Source organism: Minwuia sp. IMCC3009 (genome assembly GCF_029909415.1).
In the GTDB taxonomy this organism is placed as follows: domain Bacteria; phylum Pseudomonadota; class Alphaproteobacteria; order Minwuiales; family Minwuiaceae; genus Minwuia.
Window position 1 is genome coordinate 1,357,586 of record NZ_CP123781.1, and the last position, 12,815, is coordinate 1,370,400.

Genomic DNA, 12,815 nt, shown 5'->3' on the forward strand with positions numbered 1-12,815 from the left:
CTGCTGCAGGAAGGTTGAGAAGAAGATGTTTGATATACACCGCAAGGAAATCGACTGGGGCGGGCGCAAGCTCGTGCTGGAAACGGGCAAGATCGCCCGGCAGGCGACCGGTGCCGTCATGGCCACATATGGCGAGACGATGGTCCTCTGCACCGTCGTTGGCAGCAAGAGCGCCAAGGAAGGTCAGGACTTCTTTCCCCTGACCGTGAATTACCAGGAAAAGGCCTTTGCCGCAGGCAAGATCCCCGGCGGTTTCTTCAAGCGTGAGGCCCGCCCGTCGGACGCCGAGACGCTGACCTGCCGTCTGATCGACCGGCCGGTCCGCCCGCTGTTCGCGGAAGGTTTCAAGAATGACACGCAGATCATCTGCACGGTGCTGCAGCACGACCTGGAAAACGATCCCGACATCGTTGCCCTGGTTGGTGCCTCCGCCGCGCTGACGATCTCCGGCCTGCCCTTCATGGGTCCGCTGGGTGCCTGCCGGGTCGGCTTTGCCAATGGCGAATATCTGCTCAACCCGACGCTGGAGCAAATGTCCGATTCCAAGCTGGATCTCGTCGTCGCCGGCACGCAGGACGCCGTGATGATGGTGGAATCCGAAGCCGACGAGCTGTCGGAAGAGGAAATGCTGGGTGCGGTGACCTTCGGTCACAAGGCCTTCCAGACGGTGATCGATGGGATCATCGATCTGGCCGAGACCGCGGCGAAGGAGCCGTGGGCCGAGCCGGCACCGCTCTATACCGAGGCTCTGGCCGCTCAGGTTGCCGACATTGCCCGCGCCGATCTGGCCGCCGCCTATGGCATCAAGGACAAGAAAGCTCGTCAGGACGCCGTCTCCGCCGCCAAGGCCAAGGTCATGGAAGCGCTCGGCGATCACGAGGAAGGCGGCATGGCCGTCGCCTCTGCCTTCAAGTCGCTGGAAAAGAACACGGTCCGTCGCTCCATCCTGGATACCGGGCTGCGCATCGACGGTCGCGACACGAAGACCGTCCGGCCCATCGAGTGCGAGATCGGCGTCCTGCCGCGCGCCCATGGTTCGGCCCTGTTCACGCGTGGCGAGACCCAGGCGCTGGTGGTGACCACCCTCGGCACCGGTCAGGACGAGCAGATCATCGACGCGCTGGTGGGCGAGAGCCGTCAGCACTTCATGCTGCACTACAACTTCCCGCCGTACTCGGTTGGCGAGACCAGCTTCCGCATGGGGCCGGGCCGTCGCGAGATCGGTCATGGCAAGCTGGCCTGGCGCGCGCTGCATCCGCTGATGCCTGCCAAGGACGAGTTCCCCTACACGATCCGTATCGTGTCGGAAGTGACCGAGTCCAACGGTTCGTCCTCCATGGCAACGGTCTGCGGGTCGTCGCTGGCGATGATGGATGCCGGTGTGCCGCTGCGCCGTCCGGTTGCCGGTATCGCCATGGGTCTGATCCTGGAAGGCGACGAGTTCGCCGTCCTGTCCGACATCATCGGTGACGAGGATCATCTGGGCGACATGGACTTCAAGGTTGCGGGCACCGAGGCGGGTGTCACGTCGCTGCAGATGGACATCAAGATCGCCGGCATCACCGAGGAGATCATGAAGATCGCCCTGGCGCAGGCACATGAGGGTCGCAACCACATCCTCGGCAGGATGGCCACCGCCATCACGTCGGAGCGTGAGGAACTGCGCGATACCGCCCCGCGGATCACGCTGATCAAGGTCCCGACCGACAAGATCCGCGATGTCATCGGTACCGGCGGCAAGGTGATCCGCGAGATCACGGAGCAGACCGGCTGCAAGATCGACATCGACGACGATGGTTCGATCAAGGTCGCCTCCTCCGACGGTGCCGCTGCCGAGAAGGCCATCAACTGGATCAAGTCGATCACGGCAGAGCCGGAAGTCGGCGCCATCTACAAGGGCAAGGTCGTCAAGACCATGGACTTTGGTGCCTTCATCAACTTCTTCGGCCCGCGCGACGGACTGGTGCACATCTCGGAGCTGCAGGACGGCCGCACCGAGAAGGTGACCGATGTCGCCAACGAGGGTGATGAAGTCTGGGTCAAGCTGCTGGACGTGGATGATCGCGGCAAGGTTCGCCTGTCGATGCGCTACGTCAATCAGGAGACCGGCGAGGAGATCGAGGGCGTCGAGCCCCTGCCGCAGCGGGAACGTAGCGGTGGCGGTGGCCGTGGCGGAGACCGTCCGCGCCGTCGTCGCGACTGATACGACCGGTCACTTTCAGACAGGTCCACGGAAAGGGGCCCCGGCAGATGCCGGGGCCCCTTTTCGTTCCGGCGGCATCCGTTTCACCGGGGCGTTGGAGGAGCTTCAGGAGAAGTTGGCTTCCGCCGTTTCGCGGACCCGCGCCCGTTCGCTGTCCAGCAGCAGGGCGTTCTCCGCCCGCTCCAGGGCCATGCGCGAGTGCCGCAGGGCCTGCTTCCGCATTTCCTGATGCCCAGTGGCGTAGAGGGCTCCCAGGCCGTTCTGCAGTGCGATATGCACGTCCACATGGGGGGCGCCGTCGCGGGCGAGGGGGGTGAAGAGGTCGTCGAACAGGTCGGGCAGCAGCAGGGGCGGCACCCAGATCCTCGGGAAACGCAGTTCCTGCCTGTCCTTGTCCTGCTCTCGCTGGCTCCACAGCAGCAGCAGCCGCACGGCGCGGGCCAGCACGTCCTTGGCGGTGCCGGAATCGTTCACCGCCGGTGACAGCGCGCGGGAGGCGATTTCCGACAGCACCACGAGGCCGAAGCGCGGATCCTGGTCGAAGGACCGGTCGCGACCGATGCGGAAGGCGGGGGCCAGGTCCTGCGGGTCGAAACCGTCCGGAAAACCGCTCAGCCAGGCCACGTCCATTGCCGGATGGATGAACTGTCCCGGCAGCACCGTCACGAAGATCTCGCCGCCGGCGCTCTCCGCATGATCCGACAGCTGGTCGACGGCCAGGTGCTGCAGGTAGCCGATGGTCGGCACGTTGAGAGGCACGGCATCATCGGGGACCGCGGTGCTCTCCTCATCGAGGATCCGCCCGCCCAGCGCCGGATCCTCGACCCGGCCGCAGATGGCGGCGAAGGCCGCATGCTCGACGCGGTCCGTGGTGTCGCTGACCCGACCAAGCCGCGAGAGGTGCTCGATCCAGCGGAACAGGGTCATGACCATCAGCAGGATGACGGCCACGGTCACCGCCAGCACGGCGACCTGCCCGGCATCGCCGTAGAAGCCGGTGTTCAGCGCCACGATGCCCACCAGCGAGAAGACGAAGGTGCCGATGAAGGTCGCAAGGACGTTCTGGGTCGTCGTGTCCTGCATCAGCAGCGCCGTGGCCCTGGGTGTCACGCTGGTGGCCGCCGCCGAATAGGCCGAGACCATCACGCTGAGGGAGAATGTGGTCACCGCCAGCATGCTGGAGGCAAGGATGTGCAGGATGTCCTCCACCGCGCCCGCACCGACCCTGCGCGACAGCTCCGGCGGCACCAGCGGATCCAGATAGGTCGCAACGAGTGCCGTGATCACTGCCAGCAGGCAGAACAGCGCGACGCGTATCCAGAGGGTCCTGGAAAGCTGGAGCATCAGCCATTGCCACTTGGAAATCATCGTCACTGTTCCCGCCATGCTACGCCTGTATGGAATTCAATAGGCAAATGAGGGACTTGTCGAGAGTTCGTCGACTTTTGCTTGACCGTCGAATCGGTTTCTGATTCGATTCGACGATGAAGATCAAATCTCGCATCACCCGATACCTGCCGCTGCTGCTCGGCGCGCTGTGCGTTGGCTATTTCGGTTTCCACGCCACCTGGGGTGACCGGGGGCTGCTGGCGACAGAGAGCCTCCAGGCACGGACGGTGGAGCGCGCGGCGCATCTGGCGATGCTGGAACAGGAACAGGCTGCGTTGCAGCGCCGTGTGCGGCTGATGTCCGGACCGGCGGTCGATGCGGATATTCTCGATGAGCAGGTTCGCCGGGTGCTGGGCTGGACCCTGCCGGAAGACATCGTGATCCTGAAGAAGGACTGAGCCTGTCCGCTCCGGCCGGTGATTTTCGGGTATTAACCGATATTCAGTTAATGATGCAATTGTTCATGCAATCGACTTGTCGTTGTGCGTTACTGTTGCCAGCGAAACGCCAGTCCGCGCCCGGAACCCTGGCACAATCAGGGTCGATGATCGGCGTGGATTTCCAACCCTTGAGGAGGACTCATGGCCAGGACCCCGCAGACCCGCACGACGCGCAGCCGCAGGACGCCTGCAAAATCTGCCGCGAAATCAACCGCTTCGAAGCAGCCCGACGTCAGCAAGGAAGAACTGCTGGAGCTCTATCGGGAGATGCTGCTGATCCGCCGGTTCGAGGAGAAGGCCGGACAGATGTACGGCATGGGTCTGATCGGCGGCTTCTGTCACCTCTACATCGGCCAGGAAGCGGTGGTCGTCGGCATCCAGGCGGCGCTGACCGGCAACGACAAGGTCATCACATCGTACCGCGACCATGGTCACATGCTGGCCTGCGGGATGGAATCCAACGGTGTCATGGCGGAACTGACAGGGCGCGCCGGGGGCTATTCCAAGGGCAAGGGCGGCTCCATGCACATGTTCAGCCGCCAGAAGAATTTCTATGGCGGGCACGGCATTGTCGGCGCCCAGGTGCCACTGGGGACCGGGCTGGCGTTTGCGGAGAAGTACAAGGGCTCGGACGCCCTGAGCGTCGCCTACTTCGGTGACGGCTCCGCCAACCAGGGGCAGGTCTATGAGGCCTTCAACATGGCCGCGCTCTGGAAGCTGCCGGTGATCTACGTGATCGAGAACAACCAGTACGCCATGGGCACTTCGGTTGCCCGGTCGTCGGCGCAGCCCGAACTGGCGAAGCGCGGCGAGAGCTTCGGCATTCCCGGTGTCCAGGTCGACGGCATGGACGTGCTCGCCGTGAAGGCGGCGGCGGAAGAGGCCGTTGCCTATGTCCGCGGCGGCAAGGGACCGATGATCCTGGAAATGAAGACCTATCGCTATCGTGGCCACTCCATGTCGGATCCGGCGAAGTACCGGTCGAAGGAGGAGGTCAACAAGATGCGGGCGGAGCGCGATCCGATCGAACGGGTGCGCCAGATGCTGCTGGAGAAGCTGAACGCGACCGAGGATGAACTGAAAGCCATCGACAGGGATGTGAAGGCCATCGTCAGCGATGCCGCCGAGTTCGCCCAGAACAGCCCGGAGCCGGACGCGTCCGAGCTCTACACTGACGTGCTTGTCGAAGCCTGAGGGAGGGAAGACGGATGCCAGTACCGATTTTGATGCCCGCGCTTTCCCCCACGATGGAGGAAGGCACACTCGCGAAATGGATGGTGAAACCCGGCGACAAGATTGGACCCGGTGACGTGCTCTGCGAGATCGAGACCGACAAGGCGACCATGGAGGTTGAGGCGGTGGACGAAGGCACCATCGGCAAGCTGATTGTCGATGAGGGGGCCGAGGGCGTGAAGGTGAATGCGCCCATCGCCGTGCTGCTGGAAGATGGCGAGGACGAGAGCGCCCTGGACGGCTTCGACGCCGGCGCAGGGGGGCCCGCGCCGAAGGCCGACGCGGCGGAAACGGACAGCGACGATGCGCCTGCCGAGGAGAAGGAAAAGCCGAAGGCAGAACCCAAGGCCCGCGACAACGCACCGGAGAGCGACGCCGATGATTCCGAACCCGACCTGCCGGAGGGGGCGGAGACGGCCAACGTCACCCTGCGCGAGGCCCTTCGCGATGCCATGATGGAAGAGATGGAGCGCGACGAGGTCGTGTTCCTGATGGGTGAGGAAGTGGCCGAGTATCAGGGTGCCTACAAGGTCAGCCAGGGACTGCTGGAGAAGTTCGGTCCCCGGCGTGTCATCGACACCCCGATCACGGAGCACGGCTTTGCCGGGATCGGCGTCGGTGCGGCCTTTGGCGGCCTGAAGCCGATCGTCGAGTTCATGACCTTCAACTTCGCCATGCAGGCGATCGACCACATCATCAATTCGGCGGCCAAGACCCTCTACATGTCCGGCGGCCAGATGGGGTGCCCCATTGTCTTCCGTGGCCCCAACGGCGCGGCGGCGCGGGTGGGCGCGCAGCACAGTCAGGACTATGCCCCCTGGTATGCTTCCGTGCCGGGCCTGAAGGTCGTGGCCCCCTATGACGCGATGAGTGCCAAGGCGCTGCTGAAGGCCGCGATCCGCGACCCCAACCCGGTGATCTTCCTGGAGAACGAGGTTCTCTATGGCCGCACCTGGGATGTGGCAACGGATCCCGAATTCGTGCTGCCCATCGGCAAGGCCAAGGTCGTTCGTCCCGGCAAGGACGTGACCCTGGTCGGTTATTCCATCACTGTCGGCAAGGCGCTGGAGGCGGCGGAGAAGCTGGCGGAGGAAGGGATCGACGCGGAGGTCATCGACCTGCGGTCCCTGCGCCCGCTGGACAGCGCCACCATCGTCCGCTCCGTGCAGAAGACCAATCGCTGCGTGACCGTGGAGGAAGCCTGGCCCACCTGTGGCATTGGTGCCGAACTGTCGGCGCGGATCATGGAGGAAGCCTTCGACTGGCTGGATGCGCCCGTGAAGCGGGTGTCCGGCGTTGATGTGCCGATGCCCTATGCCGCCAATCTGGAGAAGCTGGCACTGCCCCAGTCCGATCACATCGTCGCGGCGGCCAAGGCCGTCTGCTACAGCGAATAGGGGGACGCGACATGCCGATTACCATTACCATGCCGGCGCTTTCCCCCACGATGGAAGAGGGCACGCTGGCGAGCTGGCAGGTGAAGCCGGGTGATACTGTCTCGTCCGGCGACGTGCTCTGCGAGATCGAGACGGACAAGGCCACGATGGAAGTCGAGGCCGTGGAGGAGGGCACCATCGGCAAGCTGCTGGTGGAGGCGGGGACGGAAGGCGTGAAGGTCAACGCCCCCATCGCCGTGCTGCTGGAGGAGGGCGAGGACGAGAGCGCCCTTGACGGTTTCGAGGCAAAGTCGGCCGGGGGTGGCTCCGGCGGAGATGCAGATGCCGGGAAGGCACCCGAGCCTGAGCCCGAAGCCGAGGCTGAGGCCAAGGACGATCCGAAACCCGTGCCGAAGGCCGCCTCAGGTGGCGGTTCCGGCGGTGGCAAGGGCGGGCGCGTCTTTGCCAGCCCGCTGGCCAAGCGCATGGCGTCCCAGGAAGGTCTGGACCTGTCGCAGATCGAAGGAACGGGGCCAAAGGGGCGCGTCGTGAAGCGCGATGTCGAGGCCGCGCTTGAAAGCGGGACCGGCAGGAAGCAGGCGGATGCGCCGAAGGCGGAAGCGGCGTCGGACGCCCCGGCGAAATCGGCCCCATCGGCCCCCGCCGCCGCGAAGGACTATCCTCCGGTCACCGACGATTACGAGGAGATCAAGCTCAACTCCATGCGGAAGACCATCGCGCGCCGGCTCACCGAGTCGAAGCAGACGGTGCCGCATTTCTATCTGACCATCGACATCGAACTGGATGCGCTGCTGGCGCTGCGGAAGGACCTCAACAGCCGCTCCGACGCCTACAAGATCTCCGTCAATGACTTCATCGTCCGGGCCTCGGCCCTGGCGCTGCGCAAGCATCCGGAGATCAATTCCCAGTTCACCGAGAATGCCATCCTGCAGCATCGCAAGGTGGACGTGTCGGTGGCCGTGGCGATAGAGGGCGGGCTGATCACGCCGGTGGTGCGGAACACGGACCAGAAGGGCCTGCAGCAGATCTCTGCCGAGACCAAGGACCTGGCGGGTCGGGCGCGGGACGGCAAGCTGAAGCCCGACGAGTTTGCGGGCGGCACCTTCACCATTTCCAACCTCGGCATGTTCGGCATCGACCAGTTCGTGGCCGTCATCAATCCGCCGCAGGCGGCGATCCTGGCTGTCGGCTCGGGAACCCAGAAGCCGGTGGTGAAGGATGGCGCGCTGGCGGTGGCAACGGTGATGACTGCAACCCTGTCGGCGGATCACCGTGTCTTCGGTGGTGCCGAGGGCGCGGCGTTCCTGGAAACCCTCAAGGGCCTGCTCGAAGACCCGCTCACCATGCTGCTCTGACGGAGGACGAAGATCATGGCGAAGAATTTCGACCTCGTCGTCGTGGGCGGTGGCCCCGGCGGATACGTGGCGGCGATCCGGGCGGCACAGCTCGGCATGAACGCGGCACTTGTGGAGCGGGAACACCTGGGGGGCATCTGCCTCAACTGGGGCTGCATCCCGACCAAGGCACTGCTGCGCTCGGCCGAGGTCTATCACCTGATGAGCCACGCGCAGGATTACGGCTTCCGCATCGACGGCAAGATCGAGATCGACAATGCCGCCATCGTGAAGCGCTCCCGCAAGGTGGCCGGACAGCTTTCCGGCGGCGTGAAGCACCTGCTGAAGAAGAACAAGGTCACGGTCTTCGACGGGCAGGGGGCACTGGCCGGCAAGGGCACCGTCAGTGTCACGAAGGACGGCAAGACGGTGGAGGAGATCAAGGCAAAGCACATCATCCTCGCCACCGGTGCCCGGGCGCGGTCGCTGCCGGGCCTGGAACCCGACGGCAAGCTGGTCTGGACCTATCGTGAAGCCATGGTGCCTGAGGAACTGCCGAAGTCGCTGCTGGTTGTCGGCTCCGGTGCCATCGGCATCGAATTCGCCAGTTTCTACCGCACCCTGGGTGTGGATGTGACGGTGGTCGAGGTCATGGACCGGGTGCTGCCGGTCGAGGATGCGGAGATCTCGGCCTTCGCCGAGAAGGCCTTCACCAAGCAGGGCATGAAGATCATGACCGGCGCGACGGTGGAGAAGCTGGACCGCAAGTCGAATTCCGTTACCGCCTCCATCAAGGGCAAGGATGGCAAGAGCCAGTCCCTGACCGTGGACCGGGTGATCCTGGCTGTCGGCATCGTCGGCAATGTCGAGGACATCGGGTTGGAGAACACGAAGGTGAAGGTCGACCGCACCCATGTGGAGATCGATGCCTACTGCCGGACCGGGGAACCGGGCGTCTATGCCATCGGCGACCTCTGCGGCCCGCCCTGGCTGGCGCACAAGGCGAGTCATGAGGGCGTGATCTGCGTCGAGAAGATTGCCGGTCTGGATGTGCATCCGCTGGATACCAGCAACATTCCCGGCTGTACCTACTGCCAGCCCCAGGTGGCCAGCGTCGGCCTGACCGAGGCTGCGGCGAAGGAGAAGGGCCATGACGTGCGCGTTGGCCGCTTCCCCTTCATGGGTAACGGCAAGGCGATTGCGCTGGGCGAGCCGGAGGGCATGGTGAAGACCGTGTTCGACAAGAAGACCGGCGAGTTGCTGGGCGCGCACATGATCGGCGCGGAGGTCACCGAACTGATCCAGGGCTATGGCATTGCCAAGACGCTGGAAACGACGGAGGCCGAACTGATGCACACCGTCTTCCCGCACCCGACCCTGTCGGAAATGATGCACGAATCCGTCCTTGACGCCTACGGTCGGGCCATCCACTTCTGAAGCACCGACTGAAACACAGCAGGACCGAACAGAGTCATGCCTGACACCACCAAATCGACCGTCCGTCACCCCGAGAAGGCGCACAGGCCGGACAATCCGGTCTGGAAGAAGAAGCCTGCCTGGATCCGGGTGAAGGCGCCGACGTCGCCGGAGTACATGGAAACCCGGCGCATCATGCGCACGCACAAGCTGAACACGGTGTGCGAGGAGGCGGCGTGTCCGAACATCGGCGAGTGCTGGGCCAAGGGTCATGCGACCATGATGATCCTGGGCGACACCTGCACGCGCGCCTGCAGCTTCTGCAACGTCAAGACCGGCAAGCCTGGTGCGCTGGACCCGTTCGAGCCGGAGAATGTGGCACAGTCGGTGGCGAAGCTGGGACTGGCGCACGTCGTCGTGACATCCGTTGACCGGGATGACCTGGCTGATGGCGGGGCGGACCATTTCGCCCGCACCATCACCTGCATCCGCCAGGCCAGCCCGAAGACCACCATCGAGGTGCTGGTACCCGACTTCCAGAAGAAGCCGGGTGCGCTGGAGATGGTGGTGGAGGCGAAGCCGGACGTCTTCAACCACAACATGGAAACCGTGCCGCGGCTCTATGCGTCGGTGCGGCCCGGCGCGCGCTATTTCCACTCCCTGCGCATCCTGGCCGAGGTGAAGGAAATGGATCCGTCGATCTTCACCAAGTCCGGCATCATGGTCGGACTGGGGGAGCAGCGGGAGGAAGTGCTGCAGATCATGGACGACCTGCGCTCGGCGGACGTCGATTTCATGACCATCGGCCAGTACCTGCAGCCGACGGTAAAGCATCACGCGGTGGACCGCTTCGTGACCCCGGAAGAATTCGCGGCCTACGAGCGCAATGCCTATGGCAAGGGGTTCCTGATGGTCTCCGCCACGCCACTGACCCGGTCGTCGTACCATGCCGGTGATGATTTCGAACGGCTTCGTGCCGCGCGGGAAAAGCGCCTCGCCACCGGAACAGCCTGACCCGGGTTCCCTGACATGCCCAAACATTCCGAAACGCGCGTGCTGCCGCACACGCCGGAGCAGATGTACAGCCTTGTCGCGGACATCGGGCGCTATCCCGAGTTCCTGCCCTGGTGCGTTGGCGCGCGCATCGTGCGTCAGTCGGAGCATGAGGTGCTGGCGGACCTGCTGATCGGGTTCAAGGTCTTCCGGGAGCGGTTTCGCTCCAAGGTCGATCTGGATCCGGCGACCCTGACCATCGATGTGGCCTATGTGGAAGGGCCGATGCGATACCTCGAGAACCACTGGCACTTCCGGCCCCACCCGGACGGCTGTGAGATCGACTTCAAGGTGGATTTCGAGTTTCGCTCCCTGCTGCTGCGAAAGGCCATCGAGCCACTGTTTCACGAGGCAGTGCGCCGCATGGTGGCGGCATTCGAGAAGCGGGCGGCAGCACTCTACGGATGATCCATGATGTGGGTTTCATGTACCACTGCCGAAGCTGTAACTCCCTGACATCGAGCTGATTTGAGCACAGTAGTGTGTGAATCAACACACTCTGCCGGAATCATATGGCATCCCCTGCGGATTTCGCTTCACGACCAGCGCGAGACATGAACATGTAAAGAAACAATTAACAGGCTGGCGTTGATGACACCTCGGGTCACCCGGGGTCGCCTACCGACCAGCCGTTCGAGGGGGTGCCGAGAATCTTCTGCCTGGCTCAAAGCGCCGGACGGTCTCTGACGCGTGGTCACCACCACAGCGCACTGGGCGTCTGACATGGCCCTGCCGGAAGATCCCTTTGCAGATGTGACCCTGACAGGAACAGCAGGCAACGATGTTCTGTGGGGTTATGCTGGCAATGATGTCGTTTCCGGCGGCGACGGAGACGATCGTCTGCACGGCGCGCGCGGCAACGACACCATAACAGGCGGCACGGGCAGTGACTTCCTGATTGGCGGCAGCGGCAACGACACTTACCTGATCGGTCGTGATCTGCTGCCAGGCGACCATTCGATCATCATCGAGACACCAAGCCGCGACACGAACGTCATCCTGTTTCAGGACGGGATCGTGCGGGAAGAACTGTCTTTCGACCGTGTCGGCAACGACCTGTTCATCGGCATTGCGGCTGGCGGAACAATTGTCCTGCGCGGGCAGTTCAGTTCGCTGAGCGGCGGTATCGACGGTCTGCATTTCGAGGATGGTTCGATACTGGACCTTCGCGAACCGAATTCACCGCTGCTGAGGCCCACCGAGGACACTCTGTCCGGCAGTGGCGATGACACGCCCGCAGGTGGTGGCTCCGGCGACACGCTCTCGGGCGGCGGCGATGACACGCCCGCAGGTGGCGGCTCTGGCGACACGCTGACGGGCGGCGGCAATGACACGCCAGCGGGTGGTGGCTCCGGCGACACGCTGACGGGCGGTGGCGATGACACGCCCACGGGTGGTGGTTCCGGCGACACGCTGACGGGCGGCGGCAATGACACGCCAGCGGGTGGTGGCTCCGGCGACACGCTCTCGGGCGGCGGCGATGACACGCCAGCAGGCGGCGGTGTCGATGACACACTGACGGGCGACGGCGGGCCGGGGGGCGGCGCAGGCGACCCGTCGGCACCGGTGCTGCGTGGCGACAACGGCCCGGACCGCATGCATGGCGGCATAGGCGACCAGGTGATGCGCGGCAGGGGCGGCGACGACAGGATCTCAGGTGGTGCCGGGGCGGACACGATCATCGGCGGCGATGGCATCGATCGGCTGTTCGGCGATGATGGTGACGATGTCCTGAGTGGCGGTGAAGACCGTGACATCATCTTCGGTGGTCTGGATGATGACGAACTGCGGGGCAACGGCGGACGCGACAACCTGTTCGGGGACGCGGGCGACGATCTGCTCGACGGCGGCGCCAAGCTGGACGTCCTGCATGGCGGCGATGGTGCGGATACGCTGATCGGTGGCGACGGCGACGACAAGCTCTTCGGCGGCGACGGCGACGACGTGCTGATTGCCGACGCTGGCTATGATCGCCTTTCCGGCGGTGCGGGTGATGATCTGTTCGTGCTCCGTATTGAAGACCTTGGTGGACCCATCGACCAGATCACCGAGTGGAATGATGGCGACAGGATCGTCATTCAGGGCGTTCCTGACGCTCTCATCGGGGCAGTCAGCTCCGGCCAGGTGTCGGATTTTCTCGCTGTCCGCCAGGTCGGTGGCGACAGCTTCCTGCAGATCGACCTGGATGGGACTGGCGACGGACACGACCTCGTCAATCTGGTGCGGATCAGGGAGCACACTCTGGACCTCGACGAGGTCAGCTTCGATCCCGCATCAGGCCTGTTCTGAGGCTGAACGAAGGAAGACCAGCCGCCCGCCGGGCGACTGCTCTGCAAAAGATATGGTCCGG

General features: G+C 64.2%; 10 protein-coding genes. 9 read left to right on the top strand and 1 reads right to left on the bottom strand.

The window, feature by feature from the left end:
- The first annotated feature begins 25 nt into the window (after positions 1–25).
- Positions 26–2,203 (top strand): polyribonucleotide nucleotidyltransferase, encoded by a 2,178-nt coding sequence (gene pnp, locus QGV55_RS06475; protein WP_281017667.1) that lies wholly within the window; start codon positions 26–28, stop codon positions 2,201–2,203.
- Positions 2,204–2,308: 105 nt separating this feature from the next.
- Here pnp and QGV55_RS06480 read toward each other — a convergent pair whose 3' ends face one another.
- On the bottom strand, positions 2,309–3,589 hold the full coding sequence (locus QGV55_RS06480) for a DUF2254 domain-containing protein (protein WP_281017666.1): 1,281 nt from the start codon (positions 3,587–3,589) through the stop codon (positions 2,309–2,311).
- A gap of 98 nt (positions 3,590–3,687) precedes the next feature.
- Between QGV55_RS06480 and QGV55_RS06485 the strand changes: the two genes are divergently transcribed.
- The 8 genes from QGV55_RS06485 to QGV55_RS06520 all read left to right on the top strand — a co-directional run bounded on the left by QGV55_RS06485 (position 3,688) and on the right by QGV55_RS06520 (position 12,754).
- Positions 3,688–3,990 carry a septum formation initiator family protein gene (locus QGV55_RS06485; RefSeq protein WP_281017665.1) on the top strand — a complete coding sequence of 101 codons (303 nt, stop codon included), beginning with the start codon at positions 3,688–3,690 and terminating at the stop codon, positions 3,988–3,990.
- A 183-nt stretch (positions 3,991–4,173) separates the two neighbouring features.
- A complete protein-coding gene (gene pdhA, locus QGV55_RS06490) occupies positions 4,174–5,226 on the top strand; it encodes a pyruvate dehydrogenase (acetyl-transferring) E1 component subunit alpha (protein ID WP_281017664.1) in 1,053 nt (350 codons plus the stop codon).
- A 14-nt stretch (positions 5,227–5,240) separates the two neighbouring features.
- Positions 5,241–6,662, top strand: a complete 1,422-nt coding sequence (locus QGV55_RS06495) for a pyruvate dehydrogenase complex E1 component subunit beta (protein WP_281017663.1) — start codon at positions 5,241–5,243, stop codon at positions 6,660–6,662.
- A gap of 11 nt (positions 6,663–6,673) precedes the next feature.
- On the top strand, positions 6,674–8,017 hold the full coding sequence (locus QGV55_RS06500) for a pyruvate dehydrogenase complex dihydrolipoamide acetyltransferase (protein ID WP_281017662.1): 1,344 nt from the start codon (positions 6,674–6,676) through the stop codon (positions 8,015–8,017).
- A gap of 15 nt (positions 8,018–8,032) precedes the next feature.
- Complete coding sequence (gene lpdA / locus QGV55_RS06505) at positions 8,033–9,433, top strand: dihydrolipoyl dehydrogenase (RefSeq protein ID WP_281017661.1); 1,401 nt, start codon at positions 8,033–8,035, stop codon at positions 9,431–9,433.
- Between the two features lie 36 nt (positions 9,434–9,469).
- Positions 9,470–10,426, top strand: coding sequence for a lipoyl synthase (gene lipA / locus QGV55_RS06510; protein ID WP_281017660.1), 957 nt, complete (start codon positions 9,470–9,472; stop codon positions 10,424–10,426).
- Positions 10,427–10,441: 15 nt separating this feature from the next.
- Positions 10,442–10,873, top strand: a complete 432-nt coding sequence (locus QGV55_RS06515) for a type II toxin-antitoxin system RatA family toxin (protein ID WP_281017659.1) — start codon at positions 10,442–10,444, stop codon at positions 10,871–10,873.
- Positions 10,874–11,188: 315 nt separating this feature from the next.
- Positions 11,189–12,754 carry a calcium-binding protein gene (locus QGV55_RS06520; protein ID WP_281017658.1) on the top strand — a complete coding sequence of 522 codons (1,566 nt, stop codon included), beginning with the start codon at positions 11,189–11,191 and terminating at the stop codon, positions 12,752–12,754.
- The last annotated feature ends 61 nt before the right edge of the window (positions 12,755–12,815 follow it).